Below are 23,154 nucleotides of genomic sequence, written 5' to 3' on the forward strand. Positions count from 1 at the left end.
AGACGTCCAGACCCACGAAATGCGTCATCGCTCTCACTCCTTCCCTCGATGCACGAGGTCAGGTCGACCCCGATCCAGGCATCGTACGTGAAGGGGCTGCAAATCTCATCTGCTGTCGAAATGCAGCCGCCGCGATACACCATCTTAGGGAACAAGCTTAGGACAGAAGCTCGTCCACCCAAGCCGGCACCAAGACCCCCGCCGCACCGATCCGCGTCTGCTCGAAGAACACGCTCCCCATCGACGGATCGAGGTTCAACTCGAGCGTCCGCGCCCCGTGATACGCCGCGGTCTGCACGAACCCCGCCGCCGGATACACCGCACCCGAAGTCCCGATCGACACGAACAGATCCGCCTTCGCTAATGCGGCCTCGATACGCTCCATCTGGTACGGCATCTCGCCAAAGAACACGATGTCCGGCCGCAACGCCGCCGCCCCGCACGCGCCGCACACCGACCCCTCCGGCAACGCCCCCGCCCAAGGCTCACGCGCGCCGCACACGGCACACAAGGCCGACAGCAGCTCGCCATGCATATGTAGCATCCGCGTCGCGCCCGCCCGCTCATGCAGGTCATCGACATTCTGCGTAACGATCAGCAGCTCGCCGTCCCAAGCCGCATCCAGCCGCGCCAGCGCGTGGTGCGCGGCGTTAGGCTCGACCGTCGCTAGAGCCGCGCGTCGCAGATCGTAGAACCGGTGCACCAGTTCCGGATCCGCCGCGAGCGCCTCGGGCGTGCAGACGTCTTCGATCCTATAGCTTTTTGGAGCCAGATCGTTTTCGTAAACATTCCAATAGGTTATGCCGCCTTTAGAGCGAAATGTCGGGACGCCGGACTCGGCGGAAACGCCCGCGCCGGTCAGGATTACAATGTTCTGGATATCGCGCATGGCGACAGAATACGCGAGTGACGGAATGTCGGAAAGTGGTGGAAAGCAGCCTTTCCGCTTTGGAGCGGGGCAATACCAAGTCTCGCCAACTCGGCGGCGGCAATAGCCAAGTATTGTCGATAGACTGCAATCAGGATAAGCCGGAAGTATAAAATGTTTAGGGGAGGAAGAAATGCGTAGATTCCTGCTTGGTATGATTGCCTCAATCATCGCATCGGCGGCCGGAGTACAGGCTCAACAAGGGGGCGCGGGAGCGGGGCCGAACAACAGCGGTCCTGGAGACTTGAACCGTCAGCGGACTTTCGAAGAGTTCCAAGTAGGCGTTGCCGACTCCAATCGATTGACGACGCGGCCTGTACCGACGCTGCCGGGAGAAATTAGGCAGGGGCTGGAAGTCCATGACGCAAAGGGACTGGTCATCGGCAAAGTCGAGTCCGTCGGTAAAAGCTTTGCGACGGTGTCGAGCGCGATCGGTAGCGTCGAGGTAGACTTCACCTCCTTTGCAAAAAACAAGAACGGGCTTTTGATCAATCTTCCCAAGAGCAAGATCGACGTGCTGATGGCGCGGGGGCATCCGGCATCGTGAGGGGCTGATAGGCTCAGCCCCGGCCGTCGCCTCTTCACAGGGCGGAGTGTCCCCCGCCGCGCTCCGCCGCGCCGACGTTCGACTTCGAAAAAGCGGACGGGTCGCAATCGCGTGATCCGATCGGACCGATGCGTCCGGTTTCCCCCGTCGGACGTTGAGCAGCATCGACCACGCCACCGTGGCCGTCCGCGACCCGTTCGCAGGTACCATGTCGGCGTCTAGGCCGGCAGAACTGAAGGATCCGATGCGATGTTGACGAAAAAGCTGATGCTGCTGAGCGGCGTGGTCGCGGTCCTTGGCGGCTGTGGTCAGACGACTTCGACCGACTCGAACACCTCGACCGCAAATATCGCCATGGGCAACACCAGCGCCGCGGCGAGTGCGACCCCGGCTGTCAACCGCGTCCGCGGCGTCATCACCGCGATCGGCACCGATGCGCTGACCATCCAGACCTATGACGGCAAGTCGGCCACCGTGCCGCTCGACGCCAACACCAAGTTCGCCTGGGTGGTGAAGTCCGACCTGTCGACGCTCAAGGATGGCGACTTCATCGGCACCGCGACGACTGGTCCTGACAACGCGTTGCGCGCGGTCGAACTGGTCATCTTCCCCGAGGCGATGCGCGGCACCGGCGAGGGGCATTATCCCTGGGACGTTCCCGGCGCGGTCGCGGCAGCGGGCGGCGGCACGAGCGGCTCCAGTGCAATGACCAACGGCACCGTCGACGGGCAGAGCGCGATGACCAACGGCACCGTCGATGGCCAGAGTGCGATGACGAACGGCACGGTCGCGCAGCAGAGCGGCATGACCAACGGCACCGTTACCGGCGGCGCAGGCAAGCCCGGCGAGACCAAGCTGAGCATCTCGTACAAGGGCGGCAAGGCCCAGGTCGTCGTTCCCGTCGGCACGCCGATCGTCCGGTTCGAGCCGGCCGAGCGCACCGTCCTCGCGAAGGGCCAGAAGCTGTTCGCGATCGTCACGACCGACTCCAAGGGCGCCAAGTCGGTCGCCGTTGGCAAGAACGGTCTGACACCGCCAATGTAATCGTACTAACATATTGAAATAACTAGGAAAGGTCGGGGTGGCGCTAAGGCCATCCCGGCCTTTTCCATTTGGTGAAATCGGATACGCCAGCGCACGTTGGTGTGACCTTATCGTAACCTTTGGCCGTTTGCGCGCCGATCACCGCAACGACCCCGTCTTCAAAAATCGCACGATCGCCGCTAAGACGCTTGCAAACCTGTATCCGTAAAGGCGCTGCATGACCGTCATCACCGAAGCCGACCTGATCGAAAGCGTCGCCGACGCACTCCAGTTCATCAGCTACTACCACCCGATGGACTACATTCGCGCACTGGGCGTCGCGTACGAGGCCGAGCAATCGCCTGCCGCCAAGGATGCGATCGCGCAGATCCTCACCAACAGCCGGATGTGCGCGGAGGGCCACCGCCCGATCTGCCAGGACACCGGGATCGTCACGATCTTCGTCAAATGGGGCCAGGATTGCCGCCTGGAGTCGACCCGCAGCTTGCAGGAGGTCGTCGATGAAGGCGTGCGGAAAGCCTATCTCAACCCCGAGAACAAGCTGCGCGCGTCGATCCTCGCCGACCCCGCCTTCACCCGCCGCAACACCAAGGACAACACGCCGAGCGTGATGCATGTCGAGATGGTGCCCGGCAACACCGTCTCGATCGACGTTGCCGCGAAGGGCGGCGGCAGCGAGAACAAGTCGAAGTTCAAGATGATGAACCCGAGCGACTCGATCGTCGACTGGGTGCTCGAGATGATCCCGCAGATGGGCGCCGGCTGGTGCCCGCCCGGCATGCTCGGCATCGGCATCGGCGGCACCGCCGAGAAATCGATGATCCTCGCCAAGCAGTCGCTGATGGGCTCGATCGACATGGCGCAGTTGAAGGCGCGCGGGCCGAGGAACGACATCGAGGCGCTGCGGATCGAGATCTACGACAAGGTCAACGCGCTAGGCATCGGCGCGCAGGGGCTGGGCGGACTCTCCACCATCCTCGACGTGAAGATCTTCGACTGGCCGACGCATGCCGCGTCGAAGCCGGTGGCGATGATCCCGAACTGCGCCGCCACCCGCCACGCGCATTTCGTGCTCGACGGCTCGGGCCCGGTGTATCTGGAGGCGCCGAAGCTGGAGGAATGGCCCGACGTCAACTGGACACCCGACAAGGCCGCGATCCGCGTCGATCTCGACACGCTGACGCCCGACGTCGTGCAGACGTGGAAGCATGGCGACCGCCTGCTGCTCAACGGCAAGATGCTGACCGGGCGCGATGCGGCGCACAAGCGGATCAAGGACATGCTCGATGCGGGCGAGCCGCTACCGGTCGATTTCAAGGGTCGCGTGATCTATTATGTCGGCCCGGTCGATCCGGTCGGCGCGGAAGTCGTCGGACCTGCGGGCCCCACCACGGCGACGCGGATGGACAAGTTCACGCGGATGATGCTCGACCAGGGCCTTTTGGCGATGGTCGGCAAGGCGGAGCGCGGCGGCGATGCGACCAAGGCGATCGCGGAAGCCAAGTCGGCGTATCTGATGGCGGTCGGCGGTGCGGCGTATCTCGTCGCGCGCGCGATCAAGGGCTCGAAGGTCGTCGGCTTCGCCGATCTCGGGATGGAGGCGATCTACGAATTCGAGGTCAGCGACTTCCCGGTGACCGTCGCGGTCGATTCCGCGGGCGAGAACGTCCACCAGCTCGCACCGCTGGTGTGGCGCGAGAAGATCGCGCGTGAAGGCTTGCTGACGCCGGCATGACGACGCGCGCTGGCAGAAGGGGGCGGGGGCCCATCCGGTGGGTCGTGGCCTTCCTCCTTCTGCTTGCCGTCGCAGTCGTCCACGCGCCGCAGTTGCTAGCGTTTCCGTATGAGCAGCACGTCGGCACCGTCACCGTCTATGCCGAGCGTCCGATCGATCCGCGGATCGCCAGCGAACTGGCGCGCGCGGAAGGGTTGCTGCGCGCCAGTCCGATCTACACCGGCCCGCTCGATCGGTCGCTGTTCCTGACGGACGCTGGCTGGCGGTGGCGCCTTTTGGCGATCCAATCGCCGGGTGCCTTTGCATTCCGCCGGACCTTCAGTTCGGCGATCGTCTTCAACCGCAGCGATGTCGCTGCGGATCGCGTGACGAACGGTCGTGCGATCGGCGGCACTCGCACGCTGTCCGGCGTCATCGCGCACGAGACGACGCACATCATGATCGCCAACCATCTTGGCGAACTGCGTAGCGCGATGCTCCCGACCTGGCAGCAGGAGGGGTATGCGGATCATGTCGCGCGCGAGAGCAGCCTGACGGACGCGGAGGCCTCTCGTCTTCGTAAGACCGATCCGGGCGCGCCGGCGCTCGTCTATTACGACGCCCGGCGACGGGTCGCGGCAGCGTTAGGCGCCAAGCGCGGATCGGTCGACGCGTTCTTCGCGGGCGGCTGAACGAAGCAGGGTTCGGAACGCACTCGGGCCAGTCCTGTTGGTAATACGACCTCATCGGAGCACGCTCATCATGCCAAAGACCGCAATCGCCCTCGTCGCATCCTTCGCCCTTGCGACTACGGCCTCGGCCCAGACCACCGCGCCACAATCGGCGTCGACTCAGGGTGGCCTGGGCAGCCTCGGGGGACTCGGCGGTCTGCTGGGTGGGGCGTTGCCGAACGTCGGATCGATCGGCGCGGGCAATGCTGCCGGATTGCTCGGCTATTGCCTGAAGAACAACCTGCTCGGCCAAGGCGGTGCACTTGGCGCCTTAACTGGCGGGCGGAATGCAGCGTCACGAGCGGGCAGCGTAAAGGCCCCGGCCACCGGCGCGCAGTCGATCCTTCAGCGTCTGACCGGACGTCAGGGCGTGCAGACTTCGCCGGGCTATGCCGCGGGACAGGAAGGCGAAGTGCAGGCGCCGAACGGCCAGGCGTTTTCGCTCGACGACCTCGGCGGGCAGGTGAAGACGCGGATGTGCAGCATCGTCCTCAATCGGGCGAAGTCGTTCCTGTAGGGCGGCGGTCTTGGGCAGTCGGCGTCTCTACGGGGCAAAGCGCAGCGTGTGTACCTGAACCAGCATGTTTCCCCACGAAGGCGGGGACCCAGACTGGGCTCCCGCCTTCGCGGGAGAACAAAGACGTGAACTGCCCCTTCGATCTGTCACGGACGGCGGCGTGCCAAACGTCCCGGAATCTCTGGATAGTTTCGGCCATACAATGCCGCAAAACTTAACCGATCAAGTACGTAGCGCTGTGGAGTCTGGAACTGGTCTCACATTAGGCGGCGCGGGCCGGGCAATGGGTTTGCCCCCGAGCGCAGCATGCCAACACGCCCCGTAGTTTTCACAAACGAAAAGAGGCTGCCGGATCGTCTCCCGACGAACCGACAGCCTCCTGACATGGTCAGCGGCCGGAGAGCTCCAGCCCGGAGGACCATGCGTACCGCTTATCCTGTGACACACGCGTTGACTGGGAGAGGATACTCCCCACGCACGTCGGCGGCGTTAGCGGTGCGTCCCCCGAACGAACCGAACCGAACTCACTGCTGAACCATGAGACATCGGATCACCTCCTTTCGCTTGTTGAAACAACGCGGCCAAGCCTGACCGCAACGCCAATGTGTGCCGACCGCGCCTGCGATACAAGCCTTGTTTTACGGAAGTTTTCGGTCAATCCTGTCCGACTGCCGGTTCGTCGAAATCAGCCGCGGCAATCCTCGGTGACGCGCTCGATCTCGGCCCAAGCGGGCACGACGAGCGGCGGCAGTCCGGCCTGCTGGACGACGAACCGCCCGCGACTGAACCCCATCGCCTCCAGCAACGAATCGTTCGGCATCAGCGCAGCCGCGACATAGGGCGGCGTGCCCCCGGTCGGTTGTACGGACACGGCGCGCGTGACACTCGACGTGCGGATCGTGAGCGGCGTCGCCGTGCTCCCCGCGCGCGACAGGTAGACCTGGCGCGCCGCGGTGTCGCACCGCACCGTCAGCGAGGCGTCGGCATTGGCAGGCCCGAACAACGCGATCGAACCGCGCGCATCGCGGCGATACACCCACGTCCCCGGCGAATACGGCCAGTCGCGCCAGTCGGCAGCGATCGGTGCCGGACGCGGCTCCGGGGCAGGGGCCGGGGCGACGGTGCGCGGCGGGGGCGGCGCTTCCGCACGCGGAGGCGGCACGCAGCCCGCGATCGACGCGAGCGTCGCCAGACCGGCAAGCCGCGCCAGGACCAGAGGGCGGGCAAGCGATCGCAAGCCGACGAGGTGAGGGGACGGAGTGCGCATCGCATCGCTATGCGGCACGCCCGGCGGTCGCTCAAGTACGACGAAGCGCGCCCGGCGGGAACCGCCGCACGGTGATACCGGTTCAACGACGGAAGAAATCAGGAGAACGTCCATGTCCGATACCGCCGCCCAGACGCCAACCCAGCTGCTCGTCCAGTCGAACATCTCCGGCACGATGAAGGTCGAGAGCCGCGACGGCGACAATGTCGGCTCGGTCCACGCGTTCATGGTCCACAAGGGCACCGGCCGCGTCACGCACGCCGTCCTCAGCCTCGGCGGCTTCCTCGGCATGGGCAAGAGCTTCTACCCGCTGCCGTTCGCGCTCCTCCAGTTCGACGCGGTCCGCGACCTCTACGTCGTCACGATCGACAAGCGCGTCCTCGAAGGCGGCCCGAGCTGGGCGAACAACGCGCCGGTGTTCGACCAGGCCTATGCCGACCGCGTCGCAAGCTATTACGGGTCGAGCAGCGAGGACCTTGTCGTCGGCTAAGCTCCATGTCGACCGGTGCGGGTAAGTTGCCTGCACCGGTGACGTCCGCGATCACCGCGACCGCGATCCCCCCATCCGCATTTTCTGGCTCTTGCCGTAACGCGTTTTCCGCGTGCCGGGCTTGCCCTCGTTCGAACGTCCCATGACCGGCGCCTTCTGCTGGTCGACCGGCAGGCCCAGTTCCTCGTTCTCCAACTGCCGGATCTCGTCGCGAAGTCGCCCGGCGGTCTCGAACTCGAGATCGCTAGCAGCCTTGCGCATCTGCTTTTCGAGGTCCTCGATATACGCGCGCAGGTTGTGGCCGACCATGTGCGGGCGGTCCTCGTCGATCGGGATCGTCACCTGATCCTGGCTCGCCACGTGCGCGATGATGTCGCCGATGTTGCGGCGGATCGTCGTCGGGGTGATGCCGTGTTCGGTGTTGTACGCGACCTGTTTCTCGCGGCGGCGCGACGTCTCGTTCATCGCGCGTTCCATGGATCCGGTGACGCGGTCGGCGTACAGGATCACGCGGCCGTCGACGTTGCGTGCCGCGCGACCGATCGTCTGGATCAGCGACGTCTCGGAGCGCAGGAAGCCCTCCTTGTCCGCATCGAGGATCGCGACCAGCCCGCATTCGGGGATATCCAATCCCTCGCGCAACAGGTTGATGCCGATCAGCACGTCGTACACGCCGAGCCGTAGGTCGCGGATCAGCTCGATGCGCTCCAGCGTCTCGACGTCGCTGTGCATGTAGCGGACCTTGATCCCCGCCTCGTGCATGTACTCGGTCAGGTCCTCCGCCATCCGCTTGGTCAGCGTGGTGACGAGCGTGCGGTACCCCAGCGCCGTGGTCTTGCCGACCTCCACGATCAGGTCCTGGACCTGTTCCTCAACCGGCTTGATCTCGACGGGCGGATCGATCAGCCCGGTCGGGCGAATGACCTGTTCGGCGAACACGCCGCCGGTCTGCTCCATCTCCCAGCTGCCAGGCGTCGCCGAGACATAGGTCGTCGGCGGGCGCATCGCGTCCCATTCGTTGAAGCGCAGCGGGCGGTTGTCGATCGCGGACGGCAGGCGGAAGCCATACTCCGCGAGCGTCAGTTTGCGACGGTGATCGCCGCGCGACATGCCGTTGATCTGGCCGATCGTGACGTGACTCTCGTCGACGAACAGCAAAGCGTTGTCCGGGAGATATTCGAACAAAGTGGGCGGAGGCTCGCCCGGCATGCGGCCGGTGAGGAAGCGCGAGTAATTCTCGATCCCCGCGCAGGAGCCGGTCGCCGCGATCATCTCAAGATCGAAGTTCGTCCGCTGCTCAAGCCGCTGCGCCTCCAGCAGCTTGCCTTCCAGCACCAGTTCCTTGAGCCGCTCCGCCAGCTCGTGCTTGATCGCCTCGCCCGCCTGCTTGAGCGTCGGGCCGGGGGTCACGTAATGCGAGTTCGCGTACACGCGCACCGAGTTCAGCGACGCGACCTTCTTGCCGGTCAGCGGATCGAACTCGATGATCTCCTCGATATCGTCGCCGAAGAACGAGATGCGCCATGCGCTGTCCTCGTAATGCGACGGGAAGATCTCGAGCGTGTCGCCCTTCACGCGAAAATTGCCGCGCTGGAACGCTGCGTCGTTGCGCTTGTACTGGAGCGCGACGAGTTTGCGTACGATCTCGCGCTGGTCGACGGTCGTGCCCTTCTTGAGGTCGAAGATCATCGCCGAATAGGTCTCGACCGAGCCGATGCCGTACAGGCACGACACCGACGCGACGATGATGACGTCGTCGCGTTCGAGCAGTGCACGGGTGGCGGAATGCCGCATCCGGTCGATCGACTCGTTGGTCGACGACTCCTTCTCGATGTAGGTGTCCGACCGCGCGACATACGCCTCGGGCTGGTAATAATCGTAATAGCTGACGAAATATTCGACCGCGTTGTCCGGGAAGAAAGACTTCATCTCGCCGTACAGCTGCGCGGCGAGAATCTTGTTCGGCGCGAGGATCAGCGCGGGGCGCTGGACGCGGTTGATGACGCTGGCCATCGTGAAGGTCTTGCCCGAGCCGGTGACGCCGAGCAGCACCTGATCCTTCTCGCCGTCGCCGATCGCGGAGACGAGTTCGGCGATCGCGGTGGGCTGGTCGCCTGCGGGTTCGTACTCGCTGACGAGGTTGAACCGCTTGCCGCCCTCGACCTTGTCTGGGCGCGCGGTCGGGCGGTGCGGGACGAAGCTTTCGCCGGTTTCGGGCTCGGCGAGGCTGGTGCGGATCTGAATGGCCATCGAGGGGGAATATGGGGAACATGGCCTAAGTCGGCAACGGCCACGGGACCTGTTTGGCCGATGCCAAGTTTAGCTGTTGTTGACCCGTCCGGCTCGCGCCCATAATGCGACCGTTTCGCAAGCCATCGATCCGCCAGCGCCCGCGCGTAGGCCAAGGAATAGACGCATGACCGCCCCGACCGTCGAAGCAACCCGCGCGCCCGCGCTGATCCCCGAGACCCCCGCGTTCCTCAACGCCAAGGTGCTGTGGGTGCGTCACTGGAACGAACATCTGTTCAGCTTCGCGATCGAGCGGCCATCGACCTTCCGCTTCCGCTCGGGCGAGTTCGTGATGATCGGTCTTCCGCAGGAAGGCGGCAAGCCGATCATGCGCGCCTATTCGATCGCCAGTCCGCATTATTCGGAGGAGCTCGAGTTCCTGTCGATCAAGGTCGAGGATGGCCCGCTGACCTCGAAGCTCCAGCTGATCCAGCCCGGCGACGAAGTGTATCTCGGCAAGAAGCCGACGGGCACGCTGGTGCTAGACGCGCTGCTCCCGGGGAAGCGCCTGTTCATGTTCTCGACCGGCACCGGCCTCGCGCCGTTCCTCAGCCTGATGCGCGATCCCGACGTCTATGCTGCGTACGAGCAGGTGATCGTCGTGCACAGCGTGCGCCGCGTAAGCGATCTCGCCTATCACGACGAGATGGTCGGTTTGCTGGCGGAGGATCCGCTGATCGCCGACGAGGCGCAGACGCAGTTCCACTACATCCCGACCGTGACGCGCGAGCCGTTCCGCACCACGCGGCGGATCGGTGCGCTGATCGAGGATGCGTCGCTGTTCGGCCACCCGGTCCGCGGCGATCAGAAGCTTAATCCCGAAACCGACCGCGCGATGCTGTGCGGCTCGACCGAGATGATCAAGGAATTCGCGGTGATGCTCGAGGCGCAGGGCTTCGAGGAGGGCGCGAATTCGAAGCCGGGTACGTTCGTGATCGAGCGCGCTTTCGTCGGCTGATGGCGTTGCGCTTTGGGTTCCCCCGCGAACGCGGGGGCCCAGGGATTACTGCACCGTCGCATGCCGGGAGGGTTCGGGCCTGGGCCCCCGCCTTCGCGGGGGGACAGCTAGTTGCGTCCCCCGCGTAACCCGCCGATATCGCTCCTTATTCATAAGAGGAGAGACCCATGATCGGTTACGCGACGCTCGGCACCAACGACATCGACTCAGCGCTTGCGTTCTACGATGCGCTATTTGCGACGGTGGGCGGCAAGCGCCTCATGCAAATGCCCGACGCCCGCCAGCTCACCTTCTACGGCGCGGGCCCCGACAAGCCGATGCTGGTGATCGGCAAACCCTATGACGGCGCGGCCGCCACCGCGGGCAATGGTACGATGGTCGCGCTAGCGGCGGATTCGCGCGAGCAGGTCGACCAGGTCTACGCCAAGGCGATCGAACTCGGCGGCGCGGACGAAGGCGCTGCCGGCACGCGTGGACCCGAGGAGATGGGCTTCTACGGCGCGTATTTCCGCGATCCCGACGGCAACAAGCTCTGCGTATTCAAGATGGGGTGAAGCGCCCCCGGTCACTCCGGCAGTGTTCGGCACCTATCGCGTCCTAGCAGGTACACCTCCCCGGCGAAGGCCGGGGCCTAGTTGGGGAACGTCGCTAACTGAACGCCGTCTTTCGTTACTTCGACCTTCCAACTGGGCCCCGGCCTTCGCGGGGGTGGTAGTGTGCAGATTCGGCGTTACTCTTCTCTCTCGTTGTTCTCCCGCGAAGGCGGGAGCCCAGTCTGGATCCCCGCCTTCGCGGGGAAACAGGCTTACTCGCTCGAAGAGAATACACGTCGAACAGCCCGAGGTGATCGAAAATCTAGCGTAAAGCCCGAACCGCCGGCGTATCGAGACACTTTAGCAGCGCCTCCCGCGACATCGTCACACCCGCCGCCGGCTTCACATACCCCGCAACCTCCGTTGGCCGCCCGAGCGTCACCGGCGCAAACCCAGTCTGCCCCGTACACCGCATCGCCGCCGCGAGCAGCTTCGGCGGCGTGTCATACCCTTCGAACGACAGCCGAAACGTTCCCCAGTGGATCGGGATCCCGTGTGCCGCGCCTAGCCGTCGATAGACCTCGACGGCGTCGACCGGCCCAATATGGCTGCCCGACTCCATCTGCCCATCGACGAACCGGAACGCACCGATCGGGATCAGCGCCAGCCGGACCGGCCCGAGCGCCGCCGCTTCGACCGGCCATTGGCCGTCACCCATCCCGGTATCGCCCGCAAAGAACACGTTCCCGCCCGGCAGCGTCACGACGAAGCTCGACCACAGCGCGCGATTGCGATCGGTGAACCAGCGGCTGCCCCAATGATGGTTTAGCGTCACGGTGACAGCAACGCCTGGCTTGATCGCCACCCGCTGCCCCCAGTCGAGCGCGGTCGCCTCCGCACCGGTCTGGCCGATCACGCTGTCGTTGCCCAAGCTGGTGACGATCCGCGGCCGATCGCGCTCCCAAAGTCGTTTCAGCGTCGCCTCGTCGAGATGATCGTAATGATTGTGGCTGACCAGAACGACGTCGATCTTCGGCAACGCATCGAACGCGATCCCCGGCGCGGCGACACGACGCGGACCCGTGCCGAGCGGCCCGGCCTTCTCCGCCCAGACCGGATCGGTGAGGATGTTGAGCCCCTGCGTCTGGATCAGCACGCTGGCATGGCCGACCCACGTCACGACCATCCGCTCGCCCTCGACGCGGGCGGGCGGCGCGATGCGGTTCACCGCGACCGACTTGGGCCACGCAGGCCGGCCATCGCTGCCGGTGAAATACTTCCAGAAGAAGCTCGCCCGACCACCGCCGCTGCCCTTGGGCTGGATCTGCTTGATATCCGCGTCGCCGTCAGGATTGAAGAACCGCGAACCGTCGAAATGGCTCGACGTCGACCCACGATAATAGATCCGGTCGAGGAATTGCGGCACGATCGTCACGATCAGCGCACCGATCACGACCAGCAACAGGATGGCACCGCCGACGATCTTCAATAGTCTCGTCACGGCGTTCCTGTCTGCACGGGATTGGATGTCGCCCTAACGCACGCTGGCGATCATCGTTCAGATCAAGCGCGCAATGCGGTCCGCCGCGCGAAATTCCGCCGCGCGAAATTCCATTGCCACAGCATCAGCAACGGCACGACGATCGTCTCCATGCCCAAGCCAAGGACATGACCCTGCGATGGCACGCCGACCGCGATCAACGATATAAGCCGTGATACGCCCCCGACGAAGATCAGCCCGCCGAGCAGCCGGAACCGCGGTCCCTTGCGCTCGATATTCGGGATGCAGCTGACGAACCCGAGCCCGGTCGCGAAGAATATCCCCGAGATATACCGGAAATGGCTGTCGAGATCCCTCGGCACATCGGCCAGATGCCCGAATGGCGCAGGTCCGTGCAGGACGCCCTGGCCGCCGACGATCAGCGGCAACAGGCACGCCACCGCAATCACGGCCTGCAACAGGCGCTTCTCGATCGAGCTGGTCATGGCAAGGGCCTCAGCAATTCTGGGCGGATACGAAATGCGCGGAGCGAAATCCGCACCTCGAAGATGAACGAGATCAGCGCCGCGATCAGCAGGATCATCGCCAGGATGAAGCACACCGCGACGTAGGTCCCGAAGTGCAGCTTCGCGAGTTCGGCGATGAACAGCAGCGCGATCAGGATACACGTCATGATCGCACTGGAGACCGCGAGGAACAGCGCAGCGTTGATGATCGTCATCCGGCGGTCGAGCAGGCGCAGTTCCCAGACGAAGCGGACATGCTCTGGCCCGGTGCTGCTCGCGTGCAAATGTTCCAGTTTCCGCGCGCGGTCGATCACTCGAGACAGGCGGCCGGCCAGCACGTTGAGCAACTGGCCGATACCCGCCAGCATGAACACGGGCGCTAGCGAAAGCTGGATCGTCTGGGCGATCGTCGAGACGGCGGGGATCGTCGGCATGCGGGCACCATGTGGTAAAACGCGCTCGATAGGAAGAACGCGCGTACCGCATGGCGCCGCAATTACAGCGGCTTGCCGCTGCTTGCCTCGCGCAGGCCTCCAGGACGGCGGTCAGAAGTCCTTGCGCAGCAGCAGCCCGGCATAGCGCTTGTCGTCGCGCGGCACGAACCGCACCGTGCCCGCAAACGTGCCCGCGGTGAGGAACGACGAATAGGACGTGTTCGTCAGGTTCTTCACATACGCGCGCAGCTGCCAGCCGGAGGTATCGCTCAGCACCGCGACGCTCGCGTTCCAGATCGCGTAGGATGGCTGGACCGTGCTCGGCGTCTCGGCGAGCGAATATTGCACCTTGCTGCTGAACGTCACGTCGGTCTGCAACTCAAGCGCCAGCGTGTCGGTCAGCCCGAACTTGTACGCCGCATTCTCGTACAACTTGATCTTCGGCGCATAGGGGAGCGGCTGGCCGTTGATGTTGCAGCTCGTCGGCGCGCCGGTCGGGCAGAGGAAGTTGCGCACCGTCGCGTCGGTATAGGCGGCGGAGATGTCGAGCGTCAGGCCCTTGGTCGGGCGCAAGGTCACATCCGCCTCGACCCCGCGCGAGCGGACCGATCCGGCGTTGATCAGCCGGCTGACCTGCGCCCCCGCGACGACGTCGTTGAAGCTCGCCTGATACCCGTCGAAATTGGTCGTGAACGCCGCCAGACTGTAGCTCAGCGCACGGTTCGCAGTGCTGCCCTTCAGCCCGATCTCATAGGAATTGGACGTCTCCGGGCTCAACGGCACTTCGTCGAGCGGCGTCGTCGCGTTGAGCGAGCGCATGTTGAAATACACGTTGTACGCCGGGCCCTTATAGCCGTGCGAATAGGTGAAATAGGTCTGCGCATGCTCGCCGAGATCGTACTGGAGCCCGAGGCGATAGCTGTCGCCGCGCTTGTCGATCCCGCCGGTCGCGTTGTGATAGGCGCGAACGCCGGGCCGATCGAGCGCCGCCGCGCCGGTGTTGAGCGGATCCGCGGTCGACGTGCGGACGTGGTAGAAATCCAGGCTGTCCCAGGTCGAGCGATAGCCCGCGATACCGCGGAATTTCGGCGTGAAATTGACGTTGGCCTCACCGAACAGCGCGTAATTGTCGTTGGTGATGCCGTAGTTTGCAACGCCCGTGGTCGTCGTTTGCGCGCCGCCGGCCGCGAGCGACGTCAGCGTGCGCTGATACTGCTCGTCGGTCGTCGCGTGCAAATAATAGGCGCCGACGACGTAGTCGATGAGGCCACCCTTGGGCGACGTCAGCCGCAGTTCCTCGGAGAATTGCTTGGTGTTGACGCTGCCCGCATCCTGGCCCGACGGAAACGCGGTCGAGAGCGCGGCGACGCTGTCGTAATCCTGGCGCTGGTTGTTCAGCCATTGCCGCCAACCGGTGATCGAGGTGATGTGATAGTCGCCGAGCGCGAGTTCGCCGGTGAACGACCCGCCGTAATTCTCGTCCTTCACGTCGGTGATCGAGTTGTTGTTGGTCCGGCGATTGCTCGGCCCCGCGACGATCCCGCTAGCGCCCAGCGCGGCGGCGAGGTCGGGTGAATTGGTGACGACACCGGTCGGATAGGCGGTGCGGCTGGTGGCGGCATAGACGCTGGTCGGGGTGGTATCGTGCGAGTTGAGATAGTCGCCGATGATCGTGAACTTCAGGTCGTCGGACGGCGTGACGACCAGCTTGCCGCGCGCGCCGTAGCGCCGGTAGCCGTTGACGTCCTGATTACGCGCGACGTTGCGGACGTTGCCCTTATAGTCGTCGTACAGGCCGCCGATCAGCGCCTGTACCTTGCCGGGGACGAGCGCGCCCGAGATGCCGGCCTTGATTCGGTATTCCTCATCAGATGTGATGCCCGCCTCGCCGAACGCGCGGAACTCGTCGGTCGGGTTGCGCGTGACGATGTTGACGACGCCCGCCGAGGCGTTCTTGCCGAACAACGTGCCCTGCGGTCCGCGCAACACCTCGATCCGCTCGACTTCGCCGAGATCGAGCGTCGACTGGCCCGGGCGAGTCAGGACGACGCCATCGAGCACGGTCGACACCGATGGCTCGACGCCGGGCGAGGTCGTGATCGTGCCGACGCCGCGGATGAAGATCGTGCGATCCTTGTTCGACGCGCCGCTGCGGAAGCCGACCGACGGGATCGTAGCGGCGATGTTCTCGACCGTGTTCAACTGGCGCTCGGCGAGCGACTGGCCGCTGACCGCGGTGATCGCGATCGGCACCGACTGGAGCGTCTCGTTGCGATAGCGCGCGGTGACGATCACCTCGTCGCTCTGCGCCGCCGGGGTGGGGGCGGGGACGGGTGCGGGCGCTTCCTGCGCGAAGGCCGGCATGGCGAGCGCGGCCAAGGCGGTGCCGGCGAGTAGCGCGAGACTGCGCTGGGTGCGTGGATAGAGCATGGTTTCCCTCCCGAAATGATAGCGTCTTTTAATTCCCATTCTAGCGATGGGTATAAAGAACGGCATTGCGCCGCTTCGTGTCAGCTTTAGCGCGCCTCGATCGGTCGCAGCGTCGGCAACAGCAGCTGGATCCATCCGACCGCGAGCAGGTAAGACACGCTCGCGAACAGGAATAACGGGAGATATCCAAGGCCTGCGGTAAGCACGAGCCCCGCGACCTTGGCGATCACCATCCCCCCGACATTGCCGCTGAACGACCCGAACGCGGTCACGCGACCGAGCTTGTCCTGTGGCACGACGTCGGCGATCAGCGCGAAGAGATTGGTCGAAAATGCCTGATGTGCCGCGAGCGTCAGTGCCATGAGCCCGATCGTGACCGCGTAATTGCCCGCGTAGAGCACCAGCGGGATCGGCAGCACGCAAAGCGCAGCCACCAGCAATATGCCTTTGCGCACCGCATTGACGCTGTAGCCCAGCCCCAGCAACCGCGTCGAAACGCCGCCGCCGAGCAACGACCCGACCGCCGCGCCACCATACGCAATGGCGAGCGGCACGCCGAGCGCGACGCCGGTCAGGCCGTATTGCCGGTGGAAGAAGTCGGGCAACCAGAACAGCAGCAACCACCACGTCGCGTCCGACAGGATCTTGGCGACCGCGATCGCCCAGGTCTGGCGGTTGCGCAGGATCGGGCCGTACTCGGTGAGGGGAGCGGTATCCGTCTCGACCGGACGGGGCGGGGAGAAGGTCACGCGCCGTGTCGCGACCAGCCATACCGCAGCCCAGACGAGCCCTAGAGCGCCCGCCGCGACGAACGTCCCGCGCCACCCGACCAGCAGCGCTACGCCCGGGATCGCCAGCGGTGCCAGGATCGCGCCGATGCTGTTGGCGGCGTTGGTCGCGCCGAATCCGCTCGATCGCCAGTTCTTGGGCAGCACCGATGCGATCGTCTTGATCCCCGTCGGCGTCCCCATCGCCTCGGTCGCGCCGAGGCTGACGCGGATCATCACGAACTCGGTCATCGACCGCGCCCAGCCATGCGCCATCGCCGCGATGCTCCACGCCGCGACGCCGATCGGGTTCGCCCATTTGACGCCGAGCTTGTCGACGATCCACCCGGTGAACAGGAACGCGAACGCCGCGCCGCCCTGGAACCAGGCGGCGAGCGTGCCGTAGTCGTCATCGCTCCACCCGAGATCGGTGGCGATGATCGGCTTCAGGACGGAGATGATCTGGCGGTCGACGAGGTTGAGGATGCCGGCGGTGACGACAAGCGCGAACAACAGCGCGCGCGCACGGGCGCTGAGTTGCGCGACGGTCTTGGTAGGCTTGGTCATACGCGCTTAACATGGACGAGGCGCGCGCGGCGGCCAGCCAGTTTCTCTTCGTGGAGCCGGTTATTTGGTTGCAGGGGGGCGGACAGGCTGGCCCTCACTTCGCGGATTTGTTCGGAGATTATCTGATCAATCAAGCACGCTTGTTTCCCCGCGAAGGCGGGGATCCAGACTGGGCTCCCGCCTTCGCGCGCAGTCTCTAGTTACTGCGACTTTTCCAACTGGGCCCCGGCCTCCGCCGGGGTGGCGCTACTGTGGGGTGGGTGCGTAATTAAACCGCCGGTGACCAATCAGATCACCAAAGGCCCATGCTCGATCCGCGGCAACACATGCCGCGCAAACAGATCCGCCTCGGCCGCATGAGGATACCCAGAGAGAATAAACGCATCGATCCCCCCCGCCCGGTAAGCATTCAGCTTAGCCAGTACCTGATCCGGATCGCCGACGATCGCCGCGCCGCAGCCCGAGCGGGCGCGGCCTATCCCGGTCCACAGGTTCGCCTCGGCATACCCATCATCCGACCCTTCACGCAGCTCAGCCTGACGACGCACGCCAGCCGATTGCGAATCCAAAGACCGCTCTCGGATAGCCCGCCCCTCGGCATCATCGAGCTTCGACAACAGCCGGTCGGCGGCGGCGCGTGCTTCGGCCTCGGTCTCTCGCGCCACGACATGGACCCGGTACCCGAACCGCAACGTCCGCCCATGCTTAGCCGCCCGCGACCGCAGATCCGCGATGATCGCGCGGACCGCATCCATCGTATCCGGCCACATCAGATACACGTCGGCATTGGTCGCCGCCGCATCGCGCGCAGCCTCCGACAGCCCCCCGAAATACAATGCCGGACATGTGCCTGACATTGTCGTAACCCGAGGCGGATCGACCTTCAGCTTCCAGAATTCGCCGTCATGATCGAGCGGCTTCCCGTCGAGCAACGTCCGCAGGATGTGCATCGCTTCGACCGTGCGCGCGTATCGCGGCGCGCTTTCCAGCTTCTCGCCCGGCAGGTCGCTCGAGATGATGTTGATCGCGAGCCGTCCGCCGAGCATCCGGTCGATCGTCGCGATCTGGCGCGCGAGCTGCGGCGGCCAGCTCTCGCCGATCCGCACCGCCATCAGCAGCCGCAACCGCTTGAGCATCGGCGCGATCCCTGCGGCGAACGCGGTCGTGTCGATCCCCAGCGCATAGCCCGACGGCAGCAGGATATTGTCATACCCCGCGGTCTCGGCCTGCATCACGATGTCGCGACAATGCTCCCAGCTCGATTTCAGCGCCGCATCGGGCACGCCGAGAAACTCGTAATCGTCGTCGCACAGCGCGGAGAACCAGCTGATTTCGCAAGGGGGCAGGACCGTCATGGCAAATCCTCACCCATCCCGGCCTGCAGCACTGCATACCATTCAGCCCGCGTCCACTCGACCTTGTACGCGTCTGCCGAAGCCGCAATCCGCGCCGGATTCTGCGACCCGACGATCGGAATGATCCGCGCGGGATGCGCCATGATCCACGCCAGCGTCGCGGTGGCTGCATCGACGTCGTAACGCGCGCCATGCTCGGCCAGAAGCTTCGCCGCCGGATGATCGCCGTGCGCCAGCCGCCCGCCGCCGAGCGGCGACCACGCCATTACCGCGACGTCGTGCCGCATCGCCTGGTCGAGCGTCCCGTCGAACAACGGCGCGGTGCGTAGCGGCGAGAACTCAGGCTGCGTGCTGACGATCGGCTGGCCCAGGAAAGCCTGCAGCGCGTCGAATTCTTGCACGCTGTAGTTCGACACGCCGATGCTGCGGATCTTGCCCGCTTCGACCATCCGCGTCAGCGTTTCGGCCACCTCGTGTGGGTGCGTCAGGAAATCGCGACGGTGGATCTGGTAGAGGTCAACATGCTCGACGCCGATCCGCGTCAGCGACGCGTCGAGCGCATCGGCTAGATACGTCGCGCTCGAATTATACGGGATGCCGGGACGGATGCCCGCCTTGGTCGCGATCACCATTTTCGCACGCAATGACCGGTCTTCGGCCAGCGCCCGCCCGAACAGCGTCTCCGCCGAACCGAACCCGGCGGGCACGTCGCAGCCATAGATGTCGGCTGTATCGAAGAAGTTGATCCCCGCCCCCAGCGCGGCCTCGATCATCGCATGGACAGGCGCGACCTCTCCGGCCAGCCGCCACATGCCCCAGGCTATCGGCGAAACAAGGATTTCGCTCTTGCCGAGCGGGCGAAGGTCGTTGGAAAGGCGGATCGTCGTCATGCAGGCGGCTTTGGCATAGGGAATGACAGCTTGGTAGCCACGATCAGATACGGCGTCGTCGGAACGGGCATGATGGGCGTCGAACACCTTCGCAACCTGGCGATCCTGCCGGGTGCCGAGATCGTCGCGATCGCCGATCCGGTCGCGACCTCGATCGACTGGGCGACGGATGCGCTTGGCGACCGCGCCGCCAATGTCGCGCGCTTCGACAGCGTCGAGGCCTTCGCAAAGGGCGCCGACGTGGACGCGATCGTCATCGCCTCGCCCAACAATACGCACCGCGACGTGCTCGAACGGCTGTTCGACATGGACGCCGCGATCCTCTGCGAGAAGCCGCTGGCGACGACGATCGAGGACGCCCGCTGGATCGTCGACCGCGCTGCCGTTCATTCGAAGCCGTTCTGGACGGGGATGGAATACCGCTTCATGCCCCCCGCCGCCGCGTTTATCGAACAGGTCCACGCAGGCCGCGTCGGCCGCCTTCAGATGCTCTCGATCCGCGAACACCGCTTCCCGTTCCTGCCCAAGGTCGGTGACTGGAACCGTTTCTCCGCCAACACCGGCGGCACGATGGTGGAGAAATGCTGCCACTTCTTCGACCTGATGCGGCTGATCGTCGGCTCCGAAGCGGTCCGCGTCTATTGCTCGGGCGCGATGGACGTGAACCACCTCGACGAACGCTATGACGGCCAGCGCCCCGACATCATCGACAACAGCTACACCACCGTTGAATTTGCCAACGGCGTCCGCGCCATGCTCGACCTCAGCATGTTCGCCGACGGTGCCGAGAACCAGGAGGAGATGTCCGCCACCGGCGACGCCGCCCGCCTCGACGTGCTGATCCCCGCAGGCGAACTGGTCTACTCCCCCCGTGTCGGCTTCCTGAACCCGAAGCAGGTCGAGCGTGCCCACGTCGCCGTAGACCCCGCTGCCAAGGCCGCGGGCTCGCACGAAGGCGCCACCTACTACCAGCACGCTGCGTTCGCTGCAGCGGTCCGCGGGGAGGGGCCGGTCCAAGTCACCGCGGAGGACGGCCTGCGCGCCGTAGCGATCGGCACCGCTGCCGAGATCAGTGCCCGCGAGCACCGCGTCGTGCAAATGACCGAACTGGGGCTATAGGATCTACTCCGACAGACCATTGCCACGCCGAGGAAGACCGTCATGAAATCGCTGGTTTGCGCCGCGCCGGGATCGCTCATGGTCGCCGACCGGCCGATGCCCCGTCGCGAGGAGGGCGACGTCCTGATCAGGATGCGCCGTGCCGGGCTCTGCGGGACGGACTATCACATCTATGCCGGGACGCAGCCTTATCTGTCCTATCCGCGCCTGATCGGCCACGAGCTGGCGGGCGAAGTCGTCGAAGCACCGACCGGCTCCCGCTTCACGCCCGGACAGATCGTCACGGTTAATCCGTACGGGGCCTGCGGTCACTGCATCGCCTGCCGCCGCAACCGACCGAATTGCTGCGTCAACATCGCGGTGCTCGGCGTTCATACCGATGGCGGCATGTGCGAATGGCTCGCCGTTCCCGAGGCATCGGTCGTCGATGCGCAGGGATTGTCGCTGGACCAGGCAGCGATGGTCGAGTTCCTGGCGATCGGCGCGCATGCGGTACAACGCGCCAAGCCCACACCCGATGCGCGGATATTGGTCACGGGGGCAGGCCCGATCGGTGTCGCCACCGCGCTGTTCGCCCGGATCATGGGCGTCGCGTCGGTCACTTTCCTCGATACGCGCGCAACCCGGCTGGCGTTCGTTCGTGACCAACTGGGTTTCGAGACGATTGTGGTCGCCGACGACGGCGCGACCGAGGCTCTCCGCGCAATGACCGATGGCGACATGTTCGATGTCGTGTTCGACGCCACCGGCAACATCCACGCGATGCGCGGCGGCCTGATGCACGTGGCGCACGGCGGCACCTATGTCCTGGTCGGACTGTGCAAGGACGATCTGGTCTTTTCCGATCCGGAATTCCACAAGCGCGAGACGACGTTGCTCGCCAGTCGAAACGCGCTGTCGAGCGATTTCGACCACGTCATTGCAAGCATCCGCGACGGGTCGATCCCGACTTCGGTCCTGCAGACGCACGCGTTGACGCTGGAGGACGCACCACGGCGCGTTCCAGCCTTGATCGCCGAAGCGGACAGCGTGATGAAGGCGATCATCTCGATCTAGCCTGGCCATGCTTCGAGAGGCATGTTTTCGATAGATTTGGAGCGCGAGAGGAAGTGCCGATCTCCCCGAATATGTGCATCGCTTCTCGTCCCGTCGGCGGTACCGGGCTGTCCGTGGCCGAACTCGGGTTTGGTTCGGCAACGCTCGGTAATCTGTACGATCCGGTATCCGACGCCGACGCACAGGCCGCCATTGCCGCGGGGCTGGAGGCAGGTCTGCGCTATTTCGATACCGCGCCGCATTATGGTCGCGGCCTGTCCGAGCGACGGCTCGGAGACGGATTGCGCCAGCAGCGCGACGTCACCGTGTCGACCAAGGTCGGTAGGTTGATGACGCCGGACGCGAGCATCGGCGACGACCGCGAACGCGACGGGTTCCGATCGCCGATGCCGTTCCGCATGCACTATGACTACAGCCACGACGGCATCCTGCGCAGCCACGACCACAGCCTACAGCGCCTGGGCCTTGCCCGGATCGACCTGCTCTATGTCCACGATATCGGTCCACGGACGCATGGCGGGGCCGCGGCGCATTATTGGGAGCAGCTGACAGCCGGCGGCGGCTTGCGGGCGCTCGATCGCTTGCGGACGGAAGGAGTAATCTCCGGCTTCGGCGTGGGCGTCAACGAGATCGGCATATGCCTGGACGTGATGCGCGAGATGCCGATCGACGTGATTTTGCTGGCCGGGCGGTACACGTTGCTGGAGCAGGATGCGCTGGACGCGCTGTTCCCGGCGTGCGCGGAAGCGGGAACGTCGATCGTGATCGGTGGGCCGTACAACAGCGGCATACTCGCGACCGGCACGAAGGCGGGCGGTCCGCTCCATTACGACTATGCCGCCGCACCCGACGGCGTCATTGCGAAAGTCCGCGCGATCGAGGCGGTCGCGGATCGGCATGCGGTTCGCCTGCCCGCCGCGGCGTTGCGCTTCTGCCTTGCCCACCCACGCGTCGCGAGCGTCATTCCCGGACTCGGAAGCGCGCAGCGGGTCGCCGAGACCCTCGACCTTTACCACGAAGTCATCCCCGACGATTTCTGGCTAGAGTTATGCCATCTGAACCTGCTGCGCGAGGATGCACCGGTGCCTGTCGCTGCAGCTTGAGATCAGGCGATCGTCGCGTCGCCAGCGCGCGAGCTTTGCCGACCCCGACCAAGGTCGGTGTCCCCGCAGGGAATGGTCATCACGGTGACATACGGGAAGAAAATGGTGCTGCCGGTGAGGATTGAACTCACGACCTCAGCCTTACCAAGGATGCGCTCTACCACTGAGCTACGGCAGCACTCGCTGGCATCGCTGCCGGCGGAGTGGGGCTAAGAGACGAGGGCGGGATGATTGTCAAGGCACCGCACCGCAATGTAGGGCATATTTATGGATGATCGGGATCGAAAGGCGGCGGAGAAGGCCGAACGCATGGCGGCTGCGCTGCGCGAGAACCTGCGGCGGCGCAAGGCGCAGGCGCGCGCCGCCGGCGCGGCACCTGCGACCAAGGATGAGCCTTTTAGCTGATCG

Annotated in this window: 22 protein-coding genes and 1 tRNA gene; 12 read left to right on the plus strand and 11 right to left on the minus strand. The window is 64.9% G+C overall.

Going from position 1 to position 23,154, the window contains the following annotated elements; genetic code table 11:
* Positions 1-157: 157 nt before the first annotated feature.
* Positions 158-889: an NAD-dependent deacylase gene (locus tag C8J39_RS15210; protein ID WP_120301256.1), complete on the minus strand. Its 732-nt coding sequence runs from the start codon at positions 887-889 to the stop codon at positions 158-160.
* A gap of 172 nt (positions 890-1,061) precedes the next feature.
* Here C8J39_RS15210 and C8J39_RS18550 point away from each other — a divergent pair, with 172 nt between their 5' ends.
* The 5 genes from C8J39_RS18550 (at position 1,062) to C8J39_RS15235 (ending at position 5,481) form a co-directional block, all read left to right on the plus strand.
* Positions 1,062-1,475, plus strand: a complete 414-nt coding sequence (locus C8J39_RS18550) for a hypothetical protein (protein WP_132833637.1) — start codon at positions 1,062-1,064, stop codon at positions 1,473-1,475.
* Between the two features lie 249 nt (positions 1,476-1,724).
* Complete coding sequence (locus C8J39_RS15220) at positions 1,725-2,519, plus strand: hypothetical protein (protein ID WP_183038017.1); 795 nt, start codon at positions 1,725-1,727, stop codon at positions 2,517-2,519.
* A gap of 217 nt (positions 2,520-2,736) precedes the next feature.
* Positions 2,737-4,254, plus strand: coding sequence for a fumarate hydratase (locus C8J39_RS15225; protein WP_120301258.1), 1,518 nt, complete (start codon positions 2,737-2,739; stop codon positions 4,252-4,254).
* A gap of 44 nt (positions 4,255-4,298) precedes the next feature.
* Positions 4,299-4,925 (plus strand): hypothetical protein, encoded by a 627-nt coding sequence (locus C8J39_RS15230; protein WP_120301259.1) that lies wholly within the window; start codon positions 4,299-4,301, stop codon positions 4,923-4,925.
* A 70-nt stretch (positions 4,926-4,995) separates the two neighbouring features.
* Positions 4,996-5,481, plus strand: coding sequence for a DUF2501 domain-containing protein (locus C8J39_RS15235; RefSeq protein ID WP_120301260.1), 486 nt, complete (start codon positions 4,996-4,998; stop codon positions 5,479-5,481).
* Positions 5,482-6,166: 685 nt separating this feature from the next.
* Here the strand turns inward: C8J39_RS15235 and C8J39_RS15240 are convergent.
* Positions 6,167-6,748, minus strand: a complete 582-nt coding sequence (locus tag C8J39_RS15240; protein WP_243644487.1) for a hypothetical protein — start codon at positions 6,746-6,748, stop codon at positions 6,167-6,169.
* Positions 6,749-6,860: 112 nt separating this feature from the next.
* On the opposite strand from C8J39_RS15240, the gene C8J39_RS15245 reads away from it, so the two are divergent.
* On the plus strand, positions 6,861-7,238 hold the full coding sequence (locus tag C8J39_RS15245) for a PRC-barrel domain-containing protein (RefSeq protein ID WP_056065550.1): 378 nt from the start codon (positions 6,861-6,863) through the stop codon (positions 7,236-7,238).
* Positions 7,239-7,289: 51 nt separating this feature from the next.
* Here the strand turns inward: C8J39_RS15245 and uvrB are convergent, their stop codons facing one another.
* Positions 7,290-9,488: an excinuclease ABC subunit UvrB gene (gene uvrB / locus C8J39_RS15250; RefSeq protein ID WP_056065553.1), complete on the minus strand. Its 2,199-nt coding sequence runs from the start codon at positions 9,486-9,488 to the stop codon at positions 7,290-7,292.
* A 166-nt stretch (positions 9,489-9,654) separates the two neighbouring features.
* On the opposite strand from uvrB, the gene C8J39_RS15255 reads away from it, so the two are divergent.
* Together C8J39_RS15255 and C8J39_RS15260 are read left to right on the plus strand one after the other, a co-directional pair.
* Complete coding sequence (locus C8J39_RS15255; protein WP_056489813.1) at positions 9,655-10,485, plus strand: ferredoxin--NADP reductase; 831 nt, start codon at positions 9,655-9,657, stop codon at positions 10,483-10,485.
* Between the two features lie 167 nt (positions 10,486-10,652).
* A complete protein-coding gene (locus C8J39_RS15260) occupies positions 10,653-11,039 on the plus strand; it encodes a VOC family protein (RefSeq protein WP_056489810.1) in 387 nt (128 codons plus the stop codon).
* Positions 11,040-11,340: 301 nt separating this feature from the next.
* Here the strand turns inward: C8J39_RS15260 and C8J39_RS15265 are convergent, their stop codons facing one another.
* The 7 genes from C8J39_RS15265 to C8J39_RS15300 all read right to left on the minus strand — a co-directional run bounded on the left by C8J39_RS15265 (position 11,341) and on the right by C8J39_RS15300 (position 19,468).
* Positions 11,341-12,519, minus strand: coding sequence for an MBL fold metallo-hydrolase (locus C8J39_RS15265; RefSeq protein WP_120301261.1), 1,179 nt, complete (start codon positions 12,517-12,519; stop codon positions 11,341-11,343).
* Positions 12,520-12,581: 62 nt separating this feature from the next.
* Complete coding sequence (locus tag C8J39_RS15270; protein WP_120301262.1) at positions 12,582-13,004, minus strand: DUF4345 domain-containing protein; 423 nt, start codon at positions 13,002-13,004, stop codon at positions 12,582-12,584.
* Complete coding sequence (locus C8J39_RS15275; RefSeq protein WP_056065567.1) at positions 13,001-13,459, minus strand: DUF2721 domain-containing protein; 459 nt, start codon at positions 13,457-13,459, stop codon at positions 13,001-13,003. The genes C8J39_RS15270 and C8J39_RS15275 overlap by 4 nt, the downstream gene beginning before the upstream one ends.
* A gap of 111 nt (positions 13,460-13,570) precedes the next feature.
* Positions 13,571-15,889, minus strand: coding sequence for a TonB-dependent receptor (locus C8J39_RS15280; RefSeq protein ID WP_279388815.1), 2,319 nt, complete (start codon positions 15,887-15,889; stop codon positions 13,571-13,573).
* 86 nt (positions 15,890-15,975) lie between these two features.
* Positions 15,976-17,223: an MFS transporter gene (locus tag C8J39_RS15285; protein ID WP_120301263.1), complete on the minus strand. Its 1,248-nt coding sequence runs from the start codon at positions 17,221-17,223 to the stop codon at positions 15,976-15,978.
* Between the two features lie 287 nt (positions 17,224-17,510).
* Positions 17,511-18,578, minus strand: a complete 1,068-nt coding sequence (locus C8J39_RS15295; RefSeq protein ID WP_120301265.1) for an LLM class flavin-dependent oxidoreductase — start codon at positions 18,576-18,578, stop codon at positions 17,511-17,513.
* On the minus strand, positions 18,575-19,468 hold the full coding sequence (locus tag C8J39_RS15300) for an aldo/keto reductase family oxidoreductase (protein ID WP_120301266.1): 894 nt from the start codon (positions 19,466-19,468) through the stop codon (positions 18,575-18,577). The genes C8J39_RS15295 and C8J39_RS15300 overlap by 4 nt, the downstream gene beginning before the upstream one ends.
* Before the next feature lie 30 nt (positions 19,469-19,498).
* Here C8J39_RS15300 and C8J39_RS15305 point away from each other — a divergent pair, with 30 nt between their 5' ends.
* The 3 genes from C8J39_RS15305 to C8J39_RS15315 all read left to right on the plus strand — a co-directional run bounded on the left by C8J39_RS15305 (position 19,499) and on the right by C8J39_RS15315 (position 22,746).
* Positions 19,499-20,587 (plus strand): Gfo/Idh/MocA family protein, encoded by a 1,089-nt coding sequence (locus C8J39_RS15305; protein ID WP_259457565.1) that lies wholly within the window; start codon positions 19,499-19,501, stop codon positions 20,585-20,587.
* Between the two features lie 42 nt (positions 20,588-20,629).
* The gene (locus tag C8J39_RS15310) at positions 20,630-21,643 is read left to right on the plus strand and encodes a zinc-binding alcohol dehydrogenase family protein (protein WP_120301267.1); all 1,014 of its coding nucleotides are present in this window, start codon (positions 20,630-20,632) and stop codon (positions 21,641-21,643) included.
* A gap of 71 nt (positions 21,644-21,714) precedes the next feature.
* Positions 21,715-22,746 carry an aldo/keto reductase gene (locus C8J39_RS15315; RefSeq protein WP_120301268.1) on the plus strand — a complete coding sequence of 344 codons (1,032 nt, stop codon included), beginning with the start codon at positions 21,715-21,717 and terminating at the stop codon, positions 22,744-22,746.
* A 103-nt stretch (positions 22,747-22,849) separates the two neighbouring features.
* Here the strand turns inward: C8J39_RS15315 and C8J39_RS15320 are convergent.
* A tRNA-Thr gene (locus C8J39_RS15320) sits at positions 22,850-22,924 on the minus strand.
* A gap of 89 nt (positions 22,925-23,013) precedes the next feature.
* On the opposite strand from C8J39_RS15320, the gene C8J39_RS18855 reads away from it, so the two are divergent.
* Positions 23,014-23,151 carry a hypothetical protein gene (locus tag C8J39_RS18855; protein WP_165895262.1) on the plus strand — a complete coding sequence of 46 codons (138 nt, stop codon included), beginning with the start codon at positions 23,014-23,016 and terminating at the stop codon, positions 23,149-23,151.
* Positions 23,152-23,154 lie beyond the last annotated feature (3 nt).

This window comes from Sphingomonas sp. PP-CC-1A-547 (genome assembly GCF_003610375.1).
Lineage (GTDB): Bacteria > Pseudomonadota > Alphaproteobacteria > Sphingomonadales > Sphingomonadaceae > Sphingomonas.

Bases quoted from the DNA above. Each gene is read 5' to 3' on its own strand.
- uvrB (WP_056065553.1), bottom strand. From the start codon at position 9,488: ATGGCCATTCAGATCCGCACCAGCCTCGCCGAGCCCGAAACCGGCGAA.
- C8J39_RS15245 (WP_056065550.1), top strand. From the start codon at position 6,861: ATGTCCGATACCGCCGCCCAGACGCCAACCCAGCTGCTCGTCCAGTCG.
- C8J39_RS15210 (WP_120301256.1), bottom strand. From the start codon at position 889: ATGCGCGATATCCAGAACATTGTAATCCTGACCGGCGCGGGCGTTTCC.
- C8J39_RS18550 (WP_132833637.1), top strand. From the start codon at position 1,062: ATGCGTAGATTCCTGCTTGGTATGATTGCCTCAATCATCGCATCGGCG.
- C8J39_RS15315 (WP_120301268.1), top strand. From the start codon at position 21,715: ATGTGCATCGCTTCTCGTCCCGTCGGCGGTACCGGGCTGTCCGTGGCC.
- C8J39_RS15310 (WP_120301267.1), top strand. From the start codon at position 20,630: ATGAAATCGCTGGTTTGCGCCGCGCCGGGATCGCTCATGGTCGCCGAC.
- C8J39_RS15255 (WP_056489813.1), top strand. From the start codon at position 9,655: ATGACCGCCCCGACCGTCGAAGCAACCCGCGCGCCCGCGCTGATCCCC.
- C8J39_RS15270 (WP_120301262.1), bottom strand. From the start codon at position 13,004: ATGACCAGCTCGATCGAGAAGCGCCTGTTGCAGGCCGTGATTGCGGTG.
- C8J39_RS15280 (WP_279388815.1), bottom strand. From the start codon at position 15,889: ATGCTCTATCCACGCACCCAGCGCAGTCTCGCGCTACTCGCCGGCACC.
- C8J39_RS15300 (WP_120301266.1), bottom strand. From the start codon at position 19,468: ATGACGACGATCCGCCTTTCCAACGACCTTCGCCCGCTCGGCAAGAGC.
- C8J39_RS15260 (WP_056489810.1), top strand. From the start codon at position 10,653: ATGATCGGTTACGCGACGCTCGGCACCAACGACATCGACTCAGCGCTT.
- C8J39_RS15225 (WP_120301258.1), top strand. From the start codon at position 2,737: ATGACCGTCATCACCGAAGCCGACCTGATCGAAAGCGTCGCCGACGCA.
- C8J39_RS15285 (WP_120301263.1), bottom strand. From the start codon at position 17,223: ATGACCAAGCCTACCAAGACCGTCGCGCAACTCAGCGCCCGTGCGCGC.
- C8J39_RS15235 (WP_120301260.1), top strand. From the start codon at position 4,996: ATGCCAAAGACCGCAATCGCCCTCGTCGCATCCTTCGCCCTTGCGACT.
- C8J39_RS18855 (WP_165895262.1), top strand. From the start codon at position 23,014: ATGGATGATCGGGATCGAAAGGCGGCGGAGAAGGCCGAACGCATGGCG.
- C8J39_RS15240 (WP_243644487.1), bottom strand. From the start codon at position 6,748: ATGCGCACTCCGTCCCCTCACCTCGTCGGCTTGCGATCGCTTGCCCGC.
- C8J39_RS15220 (WP_183038017.1), top strand. From the start codon at position 1,725: ATGTTGACGAAAAAGCTGATGCTGCTGAGCGGCGTGGTCGCGGTCCTT.
- C8J39_RS15275 (WP_056065567.1), bottom strand. From the start codon at position 13,459: ATGCCGACGATCCCCGCCGTCTCGACGATCGCCCAGACGATCCAGCTT.
- C8J39_RS15295 (WP_120301265.1), bottom strand. From the start codon at position 18,578: ATGACGGTCCTGCCCCCTTGCGAAATCAGCTGGTTCTCCGCGCTGTGC.